The organism is Porphyromonas sp. COT-108 OH1349 (assembly GCF_000768755.1).
Taxonomy (GTDB): domain Bacteria; phylum Bacteroidota; class Bacteroidia; order Bacteroidales; family Porphyromonadaceae; genus Porphyromonas_A; species Porphyromonas_A canoris.
In genome coordinates, this window is the sequence record NZ_JRAH01000034.1 from 384,535 (window position 1) to 404,434 (window position 19,900).

General features: G+C 40.1%; 15 protein-coding genes and 3 pseudogenes. 6 read left to right on the forward strand and 12 right to left on the reverse strand.

Annotated elements, in window-relative coordinates; translation table 11 throughout:
- Nucleotides 1–3 precede the first annotated feature (3 nt).
- From JT26_RS09405 to JT26_RS09415, 3 genes are read right to left on the reverse strand one after another with little or no spacing between them, the layout of a single operon-like run.
- Nucleotides 4–681 (reverse strand): DUF5683 domain-containing protein, encoded by a 678-nt coding sequence (locus tag JT26_RS09405; protein ID WP_036792928.1) that lies wholly within the window; start codon nucleotides 679–681, stop codon nucleotides 4–6.
- Between the two features lie 28 nt (nucleotides 682–709).
- Nucleotides 710–1,630 (reverse strand): ParB/RepB/Spo0J family partition protein, encoded by a 921-nt coding sequence (locus JT26_RS09410; RefSeq protein ID WP_036792532.1) that lies wholly within the window; start codon nucleotides 1,628–1,630, stop codon nucleotides 710–712.
- Between the two features lie 22 nt (nucleotides 1,631–1,652).
- Nucleotides 1,653–2,444 (reverse strand): ParA family protein, encoded by a 792-nt coding sequence (locus JT26_RS09415; protein ID WP_036849213.1) that lies wholly within the window; start codon nucleotides 2,442–2,444, stop codon nucleotides 1,653–1,655.
- 307 nt (nucleotides 2,445–2,751) lie between these two features.
- Between JT26_RS09415 and JT26_RS09420 the strand changes: the two genes are divergently transcribed.
- The 4 genes from JT26_RS09420 to JT26_RS09445 all read left to right on the forward strand — a co-directional run bounded on the left by JT26_RS09420 (nucleotide 2,752) and on the right by JT26_RS09445 (nucleotide 8,658).
- Entirely contained in the window at nucleotides 2,752–3,195 is a 444-nt protein-coding gene (locus tag JT26_RS09420; protein WP_036792930.1) for a hypothetical protein, read from the forward strand.
- A gap of 47 nt (nucleotides 3,196–3,242) precedes the next feature.
- Nucleotides 3,243–4,700: a catalase gene (locus JT26_RS09425; protein ID WP_036792537.1), complete on the forward strand. Its 1,458-nt coding sequence runs from the start codon at nucleotides 3,243–3,245 to the stop codon at nucleotides 4,698–4,700.
- Between the two features lie 1,395 nt (nucleotides 4,701–6,095).
- A complete protein-coding gene (locus tag JT26_RS09440; protein WP_036849101.1) occupies nucleotides 6,096–7,325 on the forward strand; it encodes a site-specific integrase in 1,230 nt (409 codons plus the stop codon).
- A gap of 124 nt (nucleotides 7,326–7,449) precedes the next feature.
- Nucleotides 7,450–8,658, forward strand: coding sequence for a site-specific integrase (locus tag JT26_RS09445; RefSeq protein ID WP_036849103.1), 1,209 nt, complete (start codon nucleotides 7,450–7,452; stop codon nucleotides 8,656–8,658).
- Nucleotides 8,659–8,902: 244 nt separating this feature from the next.
- On the opposite strand, the pseudogene JT26_RS10505 reads toward JT26_RS09445, so the two are convergent.
- Nucleotides 8,903–10,175 (reverse strand): annotated as a pseudogene (locus JT26_RS10505) (IS3 family transposase).
- 196 nt (nucleotides 10,176–10,371) lie between these two features.
- Between JT26_RS10505 and JT26_RS11150 the strand changes: the two are divergent.
- Nucleotides 10,372–10,548 carry a helix-turn-helix domain-containing protein gene (locus JT26_RS11150; RefSeq protein ID WP_081966440.1) on the forward strand — a complete coding sequence of 59 codons (177 nt, stop codon included), beginning with the start codon at nucleotides 10,372–10,374 and terminating at the stop codon, nucleotides 10,546–10,548.
- Nucleotides 10,549–11,954: 1,406 nt separating this feature from the next.
- Here JT26_RS11150 and JT26_RS11155 read toward each other — a convergent pair.
- The 3 genes from JT26_RS11155 to JT26_RS11165 are packed head-to-tail and all read right to left on the reverse strand — an operon-like array spanning nucleotide 11,955 to nucleotide 13,118.
- Nucleotides 11,955–12,356, reverse strand: coding sequence for a transposase (locus tag JT26_RS11155; protein ID WP_369794017.1), 402 nt, complete (start codon nucleotides 12,354–12,356; stop codon nucleotides 11,955–11,957).
- Entirely contained in the window at nucleotides 12,338–12,940 is a 603-nt protein-coding gene (locus tag JT26_RS11160; protein WP_369794014.1) for a transposase, read from the reverse strand. Before JT26_RS11160 ends, JT26_RS11155 begins: the two co-directional genes overlap by 19 nt.
- A 4-nt stretch (nucleotides 12,941–12,944) precedes the next feature.
- On the reverse strand, nucleotides 12,945–13,118 hold the full coding sequence (locus JT26_RS11165) for a DUF4372 domain-containing protein (protein WP_369794015.1): 174 nt from the start codon (nucleotides 13,116–13,118) through the stop codon (nucleotides 12,945–12,947).
- 332 nt (nucleotides 13,119–13,450) lie between these two features.
- Here JT26_RS11165 and JT26_RS09470 point away from each other — a divergent pair.
- Nucleotides 13,451–14,355 (forward strand): annotated as a pseudogene (locus JT26_RS09470) (IS982 family transposase).
- 99 nt (nucleotides 14,356–14,454) lie between these two features.
- Here JT26_RS09470 and JT26_RS09475 read toward each other — a convergent pair.
- The 5 genes and pseudogenes from JT26_RS09475 to JT26_RS09495 form a co-directional block, all read right to left on the reverse strand.
- The gene (locus JT26_RS09475) at nucleotides 14,455–17,313 is read right to left on the reverse strand and encodes a DUF4062 domain-containing protein (protein ID WP_036849107.1); all 2,859 of its coding nucleotides are present in this window, start codon (nucleotides 17,311–17,313) and stop codon (nucleotides 14,455–14,457) included.
- A 288-nt stretch (nucleotides 17,314–17,601) separates the two neighbouring features.
- Nucleotides 17,602–18,555, reverse strand: a complete 954-nt coding sequence (locus JT26_RS09480) for a macro domain-containing protein (protein WP_036849109.1) — start codon at nucleotides 18,553–18,555, stop codon at nucleotides 17,602–17,604.
- Nucleotides 18,552–19,064: a TIR domain-containing protein gene (locus tag JT26_RS09485; RefSeq protein WP_036849215.1), complete on the reverse strand. Its 513-nt coding sequence runs from the start codon at nucleotides 19,062–19,064 to the stop codon at nucleotides 18,552–18,554. The genes JT26_RS09480 and JT26_RS09485 overlap by 4 nt, the downstream gene beginning before the upstream one ends.
- Nucleotides 19,065–19,385: 321 nt before the next feature.
- On the reverse strand, nucleotides 19,386–19,673 hold the full coding sequence (locus JT26_RS09490) for a helix-turn-helix domain-containing protein (protein ID WP_036849219.1): 288 nt from the start codon (nucleotides 19,671–19,673) through the stop codon (nucleotides 19,386–19,388).
- Nucleotides 19,674–19,686: 13 nt separating this feature from the next.
- Nucleotides 19,687–19,900 (reverse strand): annotated as a pseudogene (locus tag JT26_RS09495) (IS5/IS1182 family transposase); the annotation flags it as partial.

Here is a 19,900-nt window from a genome sequence, read left to right on the forward strand (position 1 = left end):
AAACTAAAAACTAAATGCCAAGCCAACGCCAAGAGACTGCTGCGGCAAAAAAGCATGTCTTTGAACGGTCGGCTGGACAGACATTGAAATGTCCGGACTAATATCAAATGTGAACAACTCGGCATCTACATAAGCATCGACCATAACCAAAGCATAGACTGCAGCAGCAACAATAATACTCAAGTCCCTATTACGGCGAAAAAAGTCTCGCCCTCGTTTTAAGTTGTTCTCCAAAGAGGTTTTGAGAGAAGGATTCGTTATGTATGTTTCGGGATCTTGTCCAAAAGGAACAAAGTCTTTCCAAGTGGAATGCTCCATCGGATTAGGACTTCTAAACTCTGAATATGCAGTAGCATAGTCTGTTAAGTTGGCATGATTCCATGATATTGCATAATAGCAAGCCGTATATGCTGTGGCTATTATGGGAAGTTTCCAGTACTGTCTGTTGTAAAGCTGCCCGGCTCCGGGTATAATAGACCAAAGGAGAGCTGTTGTAGAATTGGGAATAAAAGGCTTTTTAATTTTAGGAGACTTAGCAGGGTTTGTCGTAGTTTCTGCCACGGAGATATTTGTTTCTGTTATCTCTAAGCTATCAATCAGAACTTTTTCTGCTGAAAATCCATTCAATGCAAAAATAATACTGACGATAAAAGCTCCTATAAACAATCTTATAAACCTCATAGAATCCATGGTAAATAGACTTAAGTCTTTATTTATTGGGAAGTGAGTCCAAAAGATGAAGGATTTCTTCCAACTGCTCTTCTGAAGTAAAAGGAATAGTAATCTTGCCTTTCCCCTGTTTGCTCAGACTAAAGTTTACATTTGTCTTGAATATAGCAGAGAATCTCTGAGCCAAAAGATCCAGTTCTACAGCTTTTTCAGCAGTTTTCTTGGGAGTAGCCGCTTCAGCAGTACCATTATCCAATCGCTTCTCATCATCTTTATATCGCTTGACAATAGCCTCTACTTGACGTACAGAAAGATGGTCTATCAAAATCTGACGATATAATTCTATCTGTAAAGCAGAATCTTCCAATGGAAGCAGTGCTCTGGCATGCCCCATATCTATTACTCTATCTTTAAGTCCCATCTGAACTTCTGACGGAAGCTTCAGTAGGCGAAGATAGTTTGCTATTGTAGCTCTGTTTTTTCCAACTCTCGAACTTAATTCCTCTTGAGTCAGTTGATACTCCTCTATCAATCTCTTAAAAGCAAGAGAAACCTCTATCGGATTGAGATCTTCTCTCTGAATATTTTCGATGAGCGCCATCTCCATTACCTGCTCGTCTTCTGCTGTACGAACATAGGCTGGAATGGTGGTCAAACCGGCTATAAGAGACGCCTTGTATCGGCGTTCTCCTGATATTATTTTGTAACGCTTGCCTTCTTCTCCTTTATTGACAAATACAGTGATCGGCTGAATAATACCAACTGACTTAATAGAGTTAGCCAACTCAGATAAGGCATTCTCATCAAAAAAAGAACGTGGTTGCTCTTTATTTGGCTCTATCTCTTCAAGAAGTATTTCAGATATAGAAGATGCTCCTGATGGTTGAATATCAGGCATAATATCATCTCCCAGTAGGGATCCTAATCCTCTTCCAAGCGATCTATTTCTTTTTTTACTCATTAAAATCTCACTATATTTTCGTTTAGGATGCAAAAACAGCAGACTTCCGTGAGTCCTCTTTTGCTAAAATCTCACGCGCCAACTGCATGTAGTTTTGAGCTCCACGGCTATCTACGTCATAATATAATATCGGTTTCCCATGACTAGATGCCTCACTCAAACGAGTATTTCTATGTATAACAGTAGAGAATACCATCCCTTTGCATCTGGCCTTAAGATCCTCATAAATATCATTCGAGTGACGAGTACGAGCATCATACATCGTTACCAAAAAGCCCTCAATCTCTAAAGAAGGATTACGAGTTTGCTTTATAGTCTTAAACGTAGATAATAACTTGACCAGACCCTCCAATGCAAAATACTCCGCTTGTACCGGCACCAAAAGTGTGTCTGCAGCTATAAGAGCTCCCACAGTTATAAGTCCTAATGAGGGAGAACAGTCTATAAGAATATAGTCGTATTCCCCACGCACTTCATTAACAAGGCATCGTAGAACAAACTCTCTCTCTTTTCGTTTTAGCAATTCAACTTCAGCTCCAACGAGATCGGAACTAGAAGGTAAGACATCCAGATGCTCAATGGAAGTAGGAACAATACACTCTTTGGCTGACAAACCATCCATAAGAGAGTCATAAATATCTGCCTCCAATGTATCAAGGAGTATTCCCAATCCGGAAGATGCATTAGCTTGTGGATCGGCATCTACAACCAAAACTCTCTTTTCTAAAACAGCTAAAGATGCCGCAAGATTTATAGTTGTGGTGGTCTTACCAACTCCCCCCTTTTGGTTTGCTATAGCTATTACCTTCGCCATACGTATTGATTCTTTTTCACTTGGCAAAGCTACATTATTTTTGGGTCTCTTCCAATATTGTTTCTTCTTGCAAAGTTGTTCTTGAACACTGAACAAACAGAAAAAATCTTGAACAAAAGATCTTTGAATGAAATTAAGAAAACAATACTGCACTATTACCATGAATTGTGCTGTCATAAATATTCTGCAACTAAACAAGACAGTAGAAAACTATTATAGACAAAATCTATATGATCCAATAATGACTCAATTGTTTTTGAGAATATCTCTAAATATCTTTGTCTCAGTAGAAATTCATAAAAATAATATGAAAGCAACTATATTATATCAAAGCAAAAAAGGGAAAACAGCTGCATGGGCGAGAGAGATGGCAATGTATCTGTGGAGTAAAGGTGTAGATGTAAATTTTGGAGCTCTTTCCGACTTTAAGTTTGAGCAAATCAAAGATTCAGATTTATTGATGCTGGGGAGTTGGACATGTGGATGGTTTGTTGTCAATCAGCATCCCAGTAAGATCTGGATAGAAGGCGCTAAAAAACTTCCTAACCAGCTACCTGAAAACCTTGTCTTGTTTGCAACATACAAGATTCACACGGGATCCATTTTCAACAGAATGAAAAGGCATCTCTGCTTATCCAACGTAATTTATACCGATGTAATGAAATCCAAAACCGGAGTTCTCTCCGAACGAGACAGACAAAAATTAGACGCTTACGTGAATAGAATAAAAACCGTACAGAGTAAAAATTAAAAGCGTCTGAATAAATACTTCATCATAAATTTAACACTTTAGAAAAAATGGAAAAGAACAAACTCACAACAGCAGCAGGAGCTCCGGTAGCAGACAATCAAAATGTTGCTACTGCAGGCAAACGTGGTCCTATGCTCTTGCAAGACATTTGGTTTTTGGAAAAACTTGCCCACTTTGACAGAGAGGTGATTCCTGAGCGTCGCATGCATGCTAAAGGATCCGGAGCATTCGGAACATTTACCGTAACTCATGACATCACAAAATACACCAAAGCGGCAATCTTTTCCGAAATCGGAAAGCAAACCGATCTTTTTGTCCGCTTCTCTACAGTAGCAGGAGAGCGAGGTGCCGCAGATGCGGAACGAGACATTCGTGGTTTTGCCATCAAATTCTACACAGAAGAGGGTAATTGGGACCTTGTCGGAAACAATACTCCTGTATTCTTTTTAAGAGATCCTCTCAAATTCCCGGATCTCAACCATGCCGTAAAACGAGACCCGCGCACCAACATGAGAAGCGCTCAAAACAATTGGGACTTTTGGACCCTTTTGCCCGAGGCACTTCATCAGGTAACCATAACAATGAGCGACAGAGGCATACCTGCAAGCTATCGTCATATGCACGGTTATGGAAGCCATACCTTCTCATTCATAAATGCGCAAGGAGTAAGGCACTGGGTAAAGTTTCATCTCCATACACAGCAAGGAATAAAAAACCTTACTGATGCGGAAGCAGAAGCTCTCATCGGAAAAGACCGCGAGAGTCATCAAAAAGATCTCTATGAAAGTATAGAACGAGGCGAATATCCTCGTTGGACACTCAAAATACAGATCATGACAGAAGAACAGGCAAAAACGCTTCCTTACAATCCTTTTGACCTCACAAAGGTTTGGTCCCAAAAGACATTCCCCCTCATTGAAGTCGGATTTTTGGAGCTGAATCGAAATCCTGAAAACTACTTTGCAGATGTCGAACAAGCCGCTTTCAATCCCGCAAACGTAGTACCCGGCATCAGCTTCTCCCCCGACAGGATGCTGCAAGGACGCCTGTTTTCATACGGAGACACTCAACGTTACAGACTTGGAGTAAACCATCACCAGATACCCGTCAATAGAAGCCGTTGTCCTTTCCTCAACATGTATCACAGAGACGGTGCCATGAGAGTAGACGGCAACTATGGTTCACGTATCGGCTACGAGCCCAACGGATACGGTCACTGGCAAGATCAAAATGAATACAAAGAACCTCCATTGGAGCTCGACGGAGCCGCATATCAATGGGATTTCAGAGAAGACGACTCCGATTACTACTCCCAGACAAGAGACCTATTCCACATCATGTCTCCGGATCAACAGCAAGTACTTTTTGAAAACACTGCCCGATCCATGGGAGACATACCCACAGAGATCAAGCTACGCCACATAACAAACTGTTACAAGGCAGATCCCGCTTACGGCAAAGGTGTCGCGAAAGCACTTGGAATAGCAATCTCCGATATCTTCTAAAGAAGACAACCGGCACCACAACACCCTGTTAAAACAACGGAAGCTAAGCATCTCGGCATCAAGCCGGGCAATGCTTAGCTTCTTTTTCTGAAAAATCCGAGCAAATCCCTCCCACACCCCCCTGCCACTTCACCTCCCACAAAAACTTTTCAAAAGCACAATCAAAAGACAGACTCCCACATCAAAAAACTCACCTCCCACTTTTCATCACTCAGTTATCGCACCGGAAAACAAAACAACAATGCCTGAAAGCAAGCATTTTTTCCCGACTCCCCCCACCACCCCACCTTACCAAAACAAAATCTCATTCGCACAAAAATCTCCTCCTTTCCGCACAAAAATCTCCTCCCATTCGCACAAAAATCTCCTCCCTTTCGCACAAAAATCTTCTCCTTTCCGCACAAAAATCTCCTCCCTTTCGCACAAAAATCTCCTCCTCTTCGTACGAAAATCTCCTCCCATTCGCACGAAAATATATTTTTGTGCGCAGACAAAAATATGTCCGCAAGCATAAANTTCGCACAAAAATCTCCTCCTCTTCGTACGAAAATCTCCTCCCATTCGCACGAAAATATATTTTTGTGCGCAGACAAAAATATGTCCGCAAGCATAAAAAATACTTCCCATTCGTATAAAAATATATTTTACTGGCTATGAAAATATATTTTTATGCCCGGATCGCCACAACTCTTATGCTAAAGAAAATACTTTTTCTGCGCACGCAGATATTTTTTCGTCCGCATGAAAATNGGATCGCCACAACTCTTATGCTAAAGAAAATACTTTTTCTGCGCACGCAGATATTTTTTCGTCCGCATGAAAATTTTTTTCTATGCCCACGAAAATTTTTTTTCTTGGCCACAAAAATTTTTTTTCTTGGCCACGCAAATTTATTTTCTTGGCCACAAAAATTTATTTTCTTGGCCACGGAAATATTTTTTCTTACCTACGGAAATTTATTTTCTTACCTACGGAAATATTTTTTTGTGCGCACGTAATTTTTTTTTCGTGCGCACGTAATTTTTTTTTCGTGCGCACATAAATTTTTTTTCGTGCGCACGTAAATTTTTTTTCGTGCGCACAACTATTCGAGAAAAGGGCATTGGGAGGAAGATGGAGGGTAAGTGGATGAGAGTGAGAGGGATTTGCTGTATTTTTCTATGTTTTACACAGAGGAATAAAATGCAGAAGATGTGGATTTATGCAGAAGTTCCGTTACCAAATCATTAGTCGATTTGTTGATTGGTAACGGTGAGGCAAAAGGAGGTAACCGAAGAGGGGTTCGTCGGTTATGCACTTTTTCTCTTCTGCGGTGCTGATGCTCTATGACACAATGTTTTGCGTAACAAAGAACGCTTCGGTAACGGGTAACTTTGCCCATAAAAACAGAAGCGTATGCAAACAGAAAAATTCAAGGTGTTGCTCTACCTGAAAAGGAGCGGATTGGACAAGTCGGGGCAAGCTCCGATAATGGGACGTATAACCTACGGAAGAACCATGGCGCAGTTCAGTTGTAAACTGTCGTGTAACCCCGATTTGTGGAATGCTCGAGAGAGCAGACTGAACGGTAAGAGTCGCGAGGCAGTGGTTACGAATGGCAAGTTGGAAGAATTGCTTCTTTCGGTGCAATCGGCTTATCGGAGACTTTGCGAAAGAGGAGCGATATTTACGGCAGCAGATATCAAGGAGCAGGTTCAGGGAAGTATGCAAAGCCAGACGACTTTCCTGGAGTGTTACGACCTGATGTTGGAAGAGTTGAAAATGCGTGTCGGAATTGACCTGAAACCCGCATCTATGAGAATTTATCATTTGGCTCGTCAGTACTTTGTAGAGTTCATTCACAGACAATTCAGAACAAACGATATGACATTCAGCCAAATCACGGAAGATTTTCTTTTTCTCTTCGAGCAGTATATCAAAGGAGAATCAAGTCTCTCACAAAGCTATTTTCACATCCTCTCCGTCTGTTTGAAGAAGGCTTGCCGTTTGGCATATAGCAAAGGATTTTCTGACAGACCCCTTTTTGAGAACAGCAGGGTGGAACAAGGGAACAAGAAGCTGCCTCGCGCATTGGATAAAGTCTCGTTGGAGAAGTTGCAAAGTTTGACTTTTGAAGCGTACGAAATCGAGCTGGAAGTGGCGCGCGATCTCTTTCTCTTCTCTTGTTTCACGGGCGTTGCCTATTGCGATATGGTTGCCCTTGATCGGGAGCACCTCTTTACGGATGGAGAGGGGGAATTGTGGCTGAAGTTCCGCAGACAAAAGACCGACACGCTTTGTCGTGTGAAGCTTCTGCCCGAAGCGGTGCGTCTGATGGAGCGTTATCGGTCGGATGAACGAATTACACTCTTTGCTCCCGTTGCCTATCCCTCTTATCTCTCCCGACTCAAAGCCCTACAACTTCGGGCAGGTATCTCGATTCCCCTTTCGGCACACATGGCAAGGCATACTTTTGCCACGCTCATAACATTGGAGCGGGGTGTTCCCATCGAGACCGTGAGCCGAATGTTGGGGCATAGCAATCTCCAAACGACCGAAAGATACGCTCGCGTCACTCCGAAAAAGCTCTTCGATGAGTTCGATCGATTTCTCTCTTTCACCGAAGATTTGCAACTCTCTTTGTAACGCTTCAAGAAGATGCCCTCAAAAGCTCCTAAGGAATCAAGTAAAAGCTTAGGTGCTTTTCATATAAAGCTCAGGAGTTTTTAGGGCAGAGTAAGTAACTATTCACACAGCAGGCTAAAAACCTATGCGAAGTACATTCAAAATCCTATTCTACATCAATAAGAACAAAACCAAAGCGGACGGCAAAACGGCAATCCTTTGTCGCATCACCATCGACGGAACAAACGTGGTGATGAGCACGGGCGAAAGTGTTGCTCCCCACGAGTGGAACCTAAAACGAGGAGAAACAACCGATAAGAAAACGAATCAACGCTTGCAAGCCTTTCGGGAAGAAATCGAACAAGGGTACAACAACTTGCTCTATCGGTATGGGGCGGTGAGTGCGGAACTGGTGAAAAACTACTTGCAAGGCATCGAGAGAAATCCAACGACACTGCTTGCCCTCAGTGCAAAAGAACTCAAAGCCCAACGAGAAAGCAAGAGTGAGGGAACGTATGGCAGCAATCGAAGTTCAAGTAAACAACTCAATACCTTTGTGCAAAGTCGAGGCGAAGAGGATATACCTCTTGCAGTGATTACGATTGGATTCTTCGATGATTATCGTTTTTATCTGAAAAAAGAAAGATATGCGCCTGCAACGATAAACAAGCATCTGTGCTGGTTGAGCCGATTGATGTATCGAGCCGTCAGTCAAGGGACAATCCGTTTCAATCCGTTTAAGGGTGTGAAGTACGAAACAGTGGAGCGCAAGCCTCGTTTCCTCTCCAAAGGCGATGTGGCAAAACTGTTGGCATTCCCATTGCAGGATGAAGGGGCAGAACTAAGCCGAAGAATATTTCTTTTTTCTGTCTTTACGGGTTTGGCGTTTGCCGACTTGCAAAGCCTGCGAGTTTCGCAAATCAAAACGAACAGCGAGGGGAAGCGATATATCCGTAAGGCAAGACAGAAAACAGAAGTGGAAAGCCTGATACCCCTGCATCCGATAGCGGAACAGATTCTTGAGCTCTATATAAAGGAGAAGAGTAAAGACGATTATGAGGGTAATTGTAAGGCTCTTCCCGACACGAAGATTTTTCCCAATACAATAAGCAAAGGCAAACTACTTACCCATATCAAAACCGTAGGCTTGGCATGTGGTATTCGTACTCCACTGACCTTCCATATGGCGCGCCACAGCTTTGGCACGCTGACCTTGGAAGCAGGCATCCCGATGGAAAGCATCGCCAAGATGATGGGACACACCTCCATCTCCAGCACACAAATCTACGCTCAAATCACTGACCAAAAGATAGCAAAAGATATGAACCGATTAATGGAACAAAAAAGTATATAGACTCCGAGCTATATCGGTGTCTAATAAAAGCTCTTTCGAAAAAACACCTTACAAGTTTAGAATTTTAAAAGTTTATTTTTTCTTTTCTTCCTCATAAAGCAGGCTCTGCTTCTCAATTTTATCGGCAGGCTCTTTAAGGATGACGTGTACTGAAAAAAGTTGACCGTAGGCGGGATAGTTCTACAATTGGTTTACTGGTTCTTTTTATAATTCTACTTTAGGTTGACTCTCCTTCCCTTTAGATCTAATTTCGGTTGATACGAGCAAAGTTAGCTCTTTGTCTGATATTCATCCTTCGATATAGCTCAGGGCAATCTCTGGCCAATGTTCGGTTCTTGCCAGTAACGGATTTTCCGACTCTGGTGCAATGATTTGCATAGGCGTCTTCGTCCCTAGAGCTTGATGTGGACGCGCCTCATTGTACATGCGTACGGCTCGTTCTACAGAAAGAAGAGCTTGATCAAAAGATTGCTTCGAAGATGAGATACTCCATGAGTTATTGAGCGTATTGTTCATCCGCTCGGCTAATGCATTATGCAGAGGATCCCCCGTCTGAGTCATACTGATGCGCCAGCCTCGCTCATGTAACAGATCGGTATAGCTTCTGCTAGCATACTGAATACCTCGGTCGCTATGATGAATCATATTGCTGGTATCAATTTGATGCTAGTCATAGAAATCAAGGGCTTGACGTAGAGCATTCAAGCAACCTTCAACTTCTAGGGTTGGATGTAAGCAATACCCTACGATACAGCGACTATAAGTCAATAGGGAGAGATAGGCAAATCCATCTTGGTAAGCCACGTAGGTGATATCTGCCACTATGAGTTCCCTTGGCCTTTGAGGCACAAGCTTAGGCTCTGTATTGAGCAGGTCTTCATACTTGCAGAGCCTATGCTGGGAGTTAGTTGCCCGAGGACGCACAGAGCGTTTGCGCAGCATCATACCTTGGTGTCTGAGTAGGGCGCAAAAGCGATCGCGCCCAAGCGTAAACTTGGGACCAAAGTATTGCTGACAAAGCACCATGAGCTCTCGGAAACCAGCTCTGGGAAGGTGTTCTGCTTGTTTTAAGTGCCAACAATATTGGATGATACTGCTGCACAGAACATCCTCCTCCTTTCTAGCTAAATCGTTGAGATGACGTTTATAAAAGGCCTGACGGCTTGGGAGTTTTTTCGTATCTGAATGCCGTAGGTTTCTTCTGCCAACTCAACAAATAGCTTGTAGGCTTGATGCCCTAATTCTTCTCGCTTGAGACGACTCTTGAGGACACGATTCTCTTGACGTAGCTGCTCTAACTCTTCTCTTTCGTTGAGTTTCAGCTCACTCTGGGATGATTCGGATGCTTTCATTGGACCTGGATGCACTTTATTTTCGAGTCCAAATTTACGAAGCCATTGAGGAATGAGGCCACGACTAATGCCATATTTCCTCCCAATGGCTCCTTGGCTATCTCCACCCGAGAGGTAATCCTCAAGGATGGCAAGGCGCTCAAAATTGCTTAAATGTTTGCCCATACATGGATACTTCTTGTGTATCCCGCCCACTGTCAACTTTTTTCAGTACACGTCAGGACACATAAGTCAAATTGAAGACTGCCATCATTAATTTTCCTTGTATACAAATTCTCCGAGGATTCAAAAATTTCAATGCAAAATCTGGTATTGTATTTTCCAGTAGTAAGTGCAACGCCAATAGAAAGAATACAAGCATTTGAGCCGAGAGCAAAGGTACATAATAGATCGGCTACTACAACAAAAGAAATCTTATTCTTTCATTGCTCAAACCATTGGTGTGTCAACCAGCACCGTCTCCCGAGAAGTCAAACGCAACAAAACGGCAAGAGGGAAATACTCCTGCCATGTAGCACATATATGCTACAGTGTGTAAGGAGTGGCGTTGCTATCCGAAGAAATTCACAGATAAAATGTAAGAGCAAGTCGTCCAGATTTTGGGAGAAAAATAGTGGTCCCTGAGCAAATAGCAGGGCGTTTTCGGCTCAAGGGAGTCCCCATCGTAGGGAAAACCACCCTATATATTCTTCTCTACGAGGATAAGGCCCTAGGAAGAGACCTTTACCAACTAACAAGGCATCACTTGAAGAATCGACGAGAAAGCCTTGCTAAACCGCTCAACCCCCAATGGGAATAGTGTAAGGGAATTGATCAAAGCCCCGAATGTGTAAATCAAAAAATGCGTTTTGGAAATTTCGAAATGGGTCTAATCATTGGAGCTAAGTAACAAGAGGATATCTTAACCCTTATCAACAGAAAGACAGATTGTGCCATCATCGAGCCATCGCCCAAAGAGAAGAATGCCAAGGAGTTAACCAGAGCAGTCAATCAAAAACTAAAGTATTTCAAGAGAATGGGATTGCTACATTCCATCACAACGGACAATGGTACTGAGTTTATGGCTTTTTCTTCCATCGAAAGAGTCCCCAAAATTTCCGTTTTCTCTGCCAAACTTATCGTTCAACCGATAAACCATAAATAGAATATCTAAACAAACTCATAAGACAATATATACTGAAAGGGGCCTCTTTCTCCGAAATTTCGAAACTACAAATCAAAACAATACAGAGCCTGTTAAACAACAGACAAACGTTCAATCCCCTATAGAAGCACTTGATATATATGTAACAGCGTTGCACTTGAGACTAGAATCTTCAGTAGCTTTTTGAGGTAGTCTATTGTTGGTATCCGATAAAAGTTTTTCGAGGCTTATCAATTTCATCTCATCGATTGTTATTCTAAGGAACAAGCAACTATTCGTTTTTCTATGGGAATTTCTCCCTTCCATCGACCTATATTGGCTCTTTATTTAATCGGACAGCCGGATAGCCAAACTCTTCGGAGTGCTTTCTCAGGGTCATTCTTATACTCTTGCAACCACAAGGGGTAAGAATATGAACGAAAAAGTTCTTTTTAATGAGTTTTGAGAAGCTTTTTATCGGACAGCTGACTCTGTGAAAGAAAAAGGGGAGCTTACTGAAAAAAAAGACTCCAAAGAAGCCGATTTACGGGCTTAACTGCACCTTTTTATATTTTTTAAAAGTTTTATCGGGAGCAATAATTTATGATAAATGAAAGGTCATCAGGAATCATGCCAGTCATTGATACAAATAAAGATAGAAATTATTGCTGTCCTATAAAGTTTTCAAGACAGAAAAATAGGGCATTCAATCCTAGTGAATAGGTTGCATTCCGTCTGATTTCGTTTTAGTAAGCCCCCCAACCAAAAAGATTTGGTTCTGGCGGGGCTTCTTTGGGCTCAAATATCGCCTCCCAATCGCTCTAAGGATGTTCAAACAAGCTATAAAAGTCCACATAATACATCAGCACAATACGCACTAAGGTTGCCAGCTCCGAAAAGCTCCACGAGCTCTTGAGTTGACACTTCATGACCATCAAAAGCAGGTTGGCAATGAGTGTGACCCAAATCTGAATTTGGATGGCGTTAGCGCTCTCCCCACAGAAATACTTCAACGGAAAATTCTGCTTGATTTGCTTGAAAAGGAGTTCAAAAGCCCAACGTTTGCGGTAAATCTGAATGATGTCTTGTGGATCTAGATCGAAGTCGTTAGTGAGGAGACTAATCGGCTTTTTCTTGTTCTCATCTGGATAGGTAACAATCCTTGCTAGATGCTCAATCAGCTCTCCTGCTTTGACCTTTTTAGTCAGTACAACGTCTTGTATACGTACTGCATCAGCCCTTCTGGCGTTTGAATCATCTCATCTTTAAGGATTTCATAATTAAGTCCGGCCTTCATCTTAGTAACATAGGTAATCCCTCGCTGAGTCATTTGCTCAAACTTGGCATAGTCGATGTAAGCACGATCCATCGCAATGATTGCCCCTTGAGCTAGGGTGCAGGGGCACAGTATAAAGGATTCGTGAGTAGCTGCCGAAGTGAAGCGGATATCAGAAGGGACACTCTCGTTGGCATGAATCACCGTATGTACCTTTATTTCACCTTTCCTCTTGCCTCTTTTGGGGTTATGACCAACACCCTTGAATATGAGATTGGAGAAAAGCGTGATCGTTGTAGAATCGATAATCTGCAATCGTTTCATCCACTGTGGCTCTTTAGGCGTCCCTCGGCTGTCCGACGAAAGCAGAGACTTGTAACGGACATACAAATCACGATAGATATCGGGAAATATGGTTTGAGAACGTCTCTTATTGGCGTCTAAAAGGGTGCTACGAGCCGAAATGTTACAGATGCCTAGAAGACTGAGTTTTCGTGCATCTGCCTGCAGAGAGGCTGTAATTTCTCTCAAGGAGTCAAAGCGATGGATAACAGCAGAGCATCACGACTAAGTGTGTCCACGCGTCCAAGCTTTTAACGTAGCGTTCTCCCGAATGTTTGCGACTATGTTGAAGTACGGCGGACTTATTCAGGAGTGAGAGTACTTGGCAGTAGAGTGGCTGTCCGAGAAAATGAGGACCCTTATTCATCGTCACAATGTTTTGGTTTTGCGACGACAAGGTAACGAAATTAGGGCTGATTTTATTTCACGAAGCCAGCCCTTTATTTAGTCAAACAACAAAACGTTTACCGGACAGCAATAGATAGAAATCCTCAAGTGGCCTATCCATGTACTGGCTATTTAAAACTTACAGAAGTATTAATCCAACGTCAGTTCGACGTAAGAAAACGATGAATGAAACTATCTCACCAACTTTATTAAGTGCCTAATATAGTTGTAGTTATAATTGAAAAAGTGGCGAATTGTTTGTATATTAGTATCTGAAAACCAAGGTGATACACACAAATAAAACGCCACTTTATGAAGACAAATATAGTTGATATTTTTTGTATGGTAGATGACTTCTCAAAGCTTTTTGACCAAACAATCAAGGAAAAGAGTATAGAAAAGGATGGTAAAAAGCGTAGAAACAGGAAGTCTAGGATGTCTGACGGTGAGGTAATGACCATCCTTATACTCTTTCATCTCTCAAGGTACAGAGATCTCAAGGCTTTTTATCTACAATATATCACCCACTCGTGTCGATCCGAATTTCCTCATCTTGTCTCCTACAATCGATTTGTCGAATTGCAAAGTAAAGTGGGATACAAGCTCATCGCATTCCTGAATATGTGCTGTTTAGGCGAATGTACAGGTATCTCTTTTATAGACTCGCCCCCGCGCTGAGAGCCTGTCATGTCAAACGAGCTCAAGGACATAAGACAATGAAAGGATTGGCTCGAAAAGGGAAGTGTACCATGGGCTGGTTTTATGGCTTTAAGTTACACATTGTCATCAACGACAAAGGAGAAATCATCAAATATCAGATCACTCCGGGCAATTGTGATGACAGAGAGCCCCTTAAGGACTCGTCTTTCACCAAGAAGCTTTTCGGCAAACTCATCGGAGATAGAGGGTACATTTCCCAAAGTCTTTTTGATCAACTCTTTGTCGATGATATTCATATGATCACAAGAATCAAAAAGAACATGAAGAACTCTCTTATGCATCTTTACGACAAAGTGTTACTAAGGAAAAGAGCTCTCATAGAGACCGTCAATGATATGCTCAAAAACGTCTGTCAGATAGAGCATACCAGACATCGTAGTGTTAACAATTTTCTTGCCAACCTTATCTCAGGACTCATTGCCTACAATCTCCTCCCTAAAAAGCCTGAACTGAATATTGAAATCGTTAGAAAACCCCAACTTCCTACTTGCGCTTAAATCGAACTGGCGTTAATCCACAATCTATTCCATAAACCTGTAGTCATTTTTTGTGGAAAATTAGATTAACCAAATAGATTGTATGAATCCGCTTTTACTTTAATCCATGTCAGGTAGTTTTATATGATTGACTTCTAACTGTAAGTACAGTAATAGTTTCAGAACTTTAAAGTATAGTTGATTTCTAATAAAATTATTTGTCAATATCATATAGGCCTTCTTGAATTCCTCTAATGCCCCTATCAGAATTGGGTTATTGTCAAGCAATATAAGTCCTTTAATGTAGTGAGCACGAGCAAGATGAACATTACCCTCATTCATGATAGTATTGTAGATATCTATAGCATTTGATATAAAAATGAATGCATCTTCATGTTGCTCCATCTCGAAATAGAGTAAAGCTATATTTTCAAGAATCACTGCGGTGCTTAGACTTGTGCGACCATATAACATTATACTCATCGAATATGCCCTTTCAAAGGCATCTATTGCACAAGTATAATTCTCGTCAATTATAAAGAGGCGAGCTATACTAAGAAGACACTTTGTAAAAGTATGAATTCCTTCATCGTTGTTTTTTACAAGAATGTCAATCTTGTTGTTTTTGGTAAGGATACTAATCGCTGAAATAGTATCAGTAAAAGCAGATTTCATCTCGTCTATTTGTGAAAACGCTTCCCCTCTTAGCTTATATGACTCTGCCAGAGAGACGACATCTCCTCTATTTTCGTATTCTTTTATGATGAAATTTAGGATTTCAATAGCAGATTCATAATCCTCTTTCAATATAAGTGCCTCGGCCTTTGTCTTTAATAACTCAAGGCCCCGAGTATGGCTTGCACCATTAAGTGTTTCATATGAAGAAAAAGCGTGTTCGACAAGATGTAATGCAACCTCACCATTACACATATAGTCAATACAGAAACGTGCAACTTCATGTTGAAGGTTTATTTCATCTTCCAAATCCTTCGTGATATTCTTGACAGTTTCATCAGATGTGAGATAATTTCCATACTTGTATAAGTAACATTCATCAGGTTTTTTCATGATTGCCATATCCCAATATCTTGATAATAATAACCCCGCATTATGCATACTTCGAAAAAGGGATGTGTCGTACATTGTTTTTACAAGAGATCCTATATCTCCAGCATAAGAGGCATGAGAAAGTCTGGCTATGTAATAACGGAGAGTTCCATCATCTTTATCAAAGAAACTGGCACCACGTTTAAAAATATCAATAGCTATGTCCCCATATCTTTCAATGGCAGCGTTCTTTAGGTCTTGATTGTTTAAAAAAAGGAACCCATTTTTCTGATATAGGAATGCTTCAAAGAAAGATTTGAATAAACCCCATTTCAGAGGAGTTGTGTTGACCAAATTGACAATCTCACTTTCTTTTATACCTTCACTTATGAATGAGAGGGTAGAAATAATCTCCTTTACAGGTAATTCTGGGTATTGTGCCTCATATAAATTTAATAATTCATTATAAAATCTGTTTATTTCACTCCTTTCTTTCCCATATTTTATTTTGTCATACACATCTTCTAATATTAATTCTTCCAAGTCATCCATAGAGTATCCGACCCTATTCCTTTCTTTTCTCTTATACACAGGATGTGTGTGTGAAAAACAGCAGATCAAACTTTTTATAGTGTCGAAATCTCCGAATGAGACAAGGATATCTAAAAGAATACGAAGATGTAAAGTCCCCCCCACAAATGTTTGAGAAATGTAACCTATAGTATCCTCATCAAGACTTTTATTATATTTTCCCAAGTATTGTCTAATAAATTTTTCTTTTTGTTTCCAGTCCATTTTTTTTACAATAACTATAGGACTTTTATTGTATCGTGCCAGTAAATAGTTTCTATCTCCCTCATAGGCCGAGAAAAGAATTTTTATTTTTTCGGACAATACTGGCAACAATTGATCTATTATAATATGGGCATTGGATAAACCATCAAGTGCCAAAATAAGATGTTTGTCTCTACGGATGCTATTCCATATAGTCTCTAAAAGTTCAGATAAAGAATCTTTTGGCAGTTTATCATCAAACTCTATTCCATATATTTCAGCTACCTTCCTACATAGATATTTCAGGATTTCTGATGCGCAAATATTACTTCTATTATTGATGAAATAATATACAACATCATAGTCCCTTTGATTTTCTATCCAGTTAGCTATCAAGGAACTTTTGCCCATGCCGATATCTCCAGTAACAACCACAAACTGACTCTTTTTAAACCCATTATCAATTCGTTTAAAATACTTTGAGGAAGGTATATAATTATTAGTATAACTCTTAAGGATATATTTCTGATTGATATCTTCTAATTGATAATCATCGAGCTTGACATCAGGAAATAGCTTGTCAAGAGATTTGCTTACAGCGATTTCAATTTGTTCTGAAAAACTTTCCAATGTTGAATAATTATAAACCTCGCAATTCCCACAATCTTTTTCTTTAAGTATTTTTTTGCGTAACATCTGTACAGACTGTTCTGAACTCTGTGTTTTTTCTTTAATAAAGAAGAAAGCATTACCTTGCTTTCCACAATTAATTATGCCGTATCGCATCTCTATCTCGGTTAAGCTCATTCCAGAATTGATAAAGTCCATACATTGATGGTTAAGGACGGAACTTTGATCGAGAGTTTTGCTAGATGGACACCATCCATAACGGTTTCCGAGAATGCCGATAAAACATTGAGCTTTTTCGATTTCCTGTAAACAGACATCAACAATCTTTACTTCGTTTTTTTCTATTAATTCATCACCTGTGAGAATTCCCCAACGAAAATCTATTGGTATTAGGGTAACTCCTCTTAACTTTGCGTTCTGAATTAGTACAGGAAAGACCTTTGTCATTAACATTTTACGTTCATCCTTCATGTCTTCAAAAGTAGATGAAATGAAGACTCGGAGTTCACGAGTTGCTAATTTACTCATATGGCATAAACTTTTTTGTTGAGTTACGTAAGCTTAGAATAAGAAAAGTTTTGTAGAAATTAGCAGTCATAGGGTCACTTTACATCCCTAATCTAAAAAATAAATTGCAAAAAAACACCCATATGAGAGCATCGCGAAGATGATAGTTCCCTCTCCAGTACGCAAATCTACACCCAAATCACAGGCCAAAAGATTGCAAGGGGCGAGAAGGGATTGATGTAACAAAGGAGTATGTAAATAATGTACATCTATAATAAACACTGAAAATTTACTTAACATAAATCTGTATTATTCTCCGATTGCTTGTCCTTTTCCCTTTTTATGAGCGCTTTCTCTTGAAAAATTTAATGTTTGGTATTTAGTAAATTCTTTAATCGATTCGAGGTCTATATTTGTCTCAGAAACATCTCTGTAGTAAATCACAATTGTCAAGCTTTTGCAAAATTTTGAATTCCTTGTTGCCGCTAAAAACGAAAGTAAAATCTCTTTAAACAAATCCTCTCTGGAAGAGTCGATTCGACAAAAACCTGAACCAAGAATTGGCATTGCAATATCTGATAATTCTCCTTTTGTTTGGATGTAATCCCATAACAACGGTAAGGTTTTTTGAAATTCAGCTATATTCGATTGACAAACTCCATGTTCATTCAATTTTGCAAGGGCAAACAAATATGACCAAAATGTTGTTTTGTTGTTTTTTTTTATTGGGAGTTTAGCGACGGTCCCCAAAGGATATTGTTTGTCTTTACCAAAATATGGCGGATTTTCATCTGTATATTTGGTCTCTCGCAGGTTATTGACAATGTCTGCGTCAAGATGGGCATGTGAAGTGAAATATTTCTTTGTAAACTGCCCTTGTACACTATTTTCGGAAATTAATTTATCAGATATCTCTGTGATAAAATGAACGTTTGTAGGAATAACTATATCCTTATTGTTCATTGCTAATAGGTCTCCAATGACAATGTTAACATGCACATCTTTATCTCTGATGAAATATTTAAACTTGAGTCGAGGTCTTCTTTTAATTAATGTGATTAAAATACTTACACCGAATAACCACCATCCCTTGCCCTTTATAAATTCTTCAATGCTAGGAGAGAAGAAGCTTAATGGCTCTATGATAAGCCAAAAAAAACCTATCCACTTACAGACGCTGAAGACAAAATCCCAAGATATAACGCGCAACTCATACAAGGTTAAGTACTTTCTTGTGAAAACAAAATGTTTAAACATTATCATAAGCCTATGCTTTTATAAACCTCATCAGTGTAATAGAAAGGTCCTTTTTTTCCTTCCTGTTTTATCTTTTGAAGTTGGGTTTCCCATTTTTTCAGTGCATACTCTATAATTTTTTGATTAAAACTTATGTGTATAGCGGTTTCATCTTTAAGTAAATAGGGGCATCTGTCAATATCAAACTGTCTTTTGCCATTGAGATTTATTACTATGATTGGTATTTTTTTTTCTATTGCTTGCTCAATTTCCCATCTCACAAATCTGTACAAAAACTTTGTGGATTCGCCAACAAGCAAAATAAAAAGTTTTGTATTATCGAGCCTTTCAGAAAGTTGCCTTTTTATAGATTGTTCTTTAGATGAATCTCTTGCGAAATTTATATCGTGTGCATCATAGAAGTTGAACTCGGAGAAAAAGTCTTTTGAGTTATATTTCCAAGCTTTCATCAACCAATAGTAACGAATATCTTTGTCTCCATCAAATGCAATGTATGTTTTGTTCTTGTATGCCATTTGTTTTGTACGTTTGTTGTTTTGAGTGTTTTCTTTGTAACTCAAATCTTGCGTTCCATAAGAACGAGTCACAATGAACCACTCTCCATAATTCAATGATGCTTCCTCTGTTGTTTTCTCTCCCGAAGTCGGAGGATTTCACTCATAGGAGAGATTCCTTGGGTTAATGACGCAAATGTACTTATTTTTATAAAAAGAAGCCAATCAATAAGCAAAAAGATACCGAGCGATGCGAGATTGCTCAGTATCTTTTGGACGACCATTCGGCAGATTCTTTCTGTATGGTTGCCAGACGGAAGGAAAACGCTTCTTGCGAATGTTTTATCCTCGATAATTTTCTTGGAGTAGTTGGTTGATGTCGGAGAGCTTGTAGAGTATTTTCCCTGCAATTTGGGTGTAGGGAATAACGCCTTTGTCCCGATAGTCCTGCAAGGTGCGAGAGCTAACGAAAAGACGTTCGCAAACTTCTCTCCCTGTGAGGTAGATTTCTCCTCCGAAAAGCGGACGATGTGTCTCAGCAACCTCTTTCAGCAGCTTTGTCATCTCCCTGATGCCCGAAATGAGCTTTTTCATTTCGGGCGTTTCTCTGTTTACAATCTCGTGTTCCATATTTAGTCGTCCCTTAAAAAGCATTGATAAGAGGGGAGTCATCCATCCATGGCTTCTCGCTTATTATTTTGAGCAGGTTCAAAAGAGCTCTCATGGCTCTTTTGAAGTTGTAAGCAGCTGCTGCCAATAGTAGGTTCACAGCATCCCCTACCAATCCCTTGTAAAAGTTACGGCCTAAACGATGATCTGATTTCAAGTGTCCGATGGTGGGTTCTATCCCTGCTCGC

What these genes read in the sequence shown, in the direction of transcription:
- JT26_RS09480 (WP_036849109.1), bottom strand. Translation starts at nt 18,555, where the DNA reads ATGATAATGTTTAAACATTTTGTTTTCACAAGAAAGTACTTAACCTTG.
- JT26_RS09425 (WP_036792537.1), top strand. Translation starts at nt 3,243, where the DNA reads ATGGAAAAGAACAAACTCACAACAGCAGCAGGAGCTCCGGTAGCAGAC.
- JT26_RS09415 (WP_036849213.1), bottom strand. Translation starts at nt 2,444, where the DNA reads ATGGCGAAGGTAATAGCTATAGCAAACCAAAAGGGGGGAGTTGGTAAG.
- JT26_RS09490 (WP_036849219.1), bottom strand. Translation starts at nt 19,673, where the DNA reads ATGGAACACGAGATTGTAAACAGAGAAACGCCCGAAATGAAAAAGCTC.
- JT26_RS09410 (WP_036792532.1), bottom strand. Translation starts at nt 1,630, where the DNA reads ATGAGTAAAAAAAGAAATAGATCGCTTGGAAGAGGATTAGGATCCCTA.
- JT26_RS11165 (WP_369794015.1), bottom strand. Translation starts at nt 13,118, where the DNA reads ATGAATAAGGGTCCTCATTTTCTCGGACAGCCACTCTACTGCCAAGTA.
- JT26_RS09440 (WP_036849101.1), top strand. Translation starts at nt 6,096, where the DNA reads ATGCAAACAGAAAAATTCAAGGTGTTGCTCTACCTGAAAAGGAGCGGA.
- JT26_RS09445 (WP_036849103.1), top strand. Translation starts at nt 7,450, where the DNA reads ATGCGAAGTACATTCAAAATCCTATTCTACATCAATAAGAACAAAACC.
- JT26_RS09420 (WP_036792930.1), top strand. Translation starts at nt 2,752, where the DNA reads ATGAAAGCAACTATATTATATCAAAGCAAAAAAGGGAAAACAGCTGCA.
- JT26_RS09475 (WP_036849107.1), bottom strand. Translation starts at nt 17,313, where the DNA reads ATGAGTAAATTAGCAACTCGTGAACTCCGAGTCTTCATTTCATCTACT.
- JT26_RS09405 (WP_036792928.1), bottom strand. Translation starts at nt 681, where the DNA reads ATGAGGTTTATAAGATTGTTTATAGGAGCTTTTATCGTCAGTATTATT.
- JT26_RS09485 (WP_036849215.1), bottom strand. Translation starts at nt 19,064, where the DNA reads ATGGCATACAAGAACAAAACATACATTGCATTTGATGGAGACAAAGAT.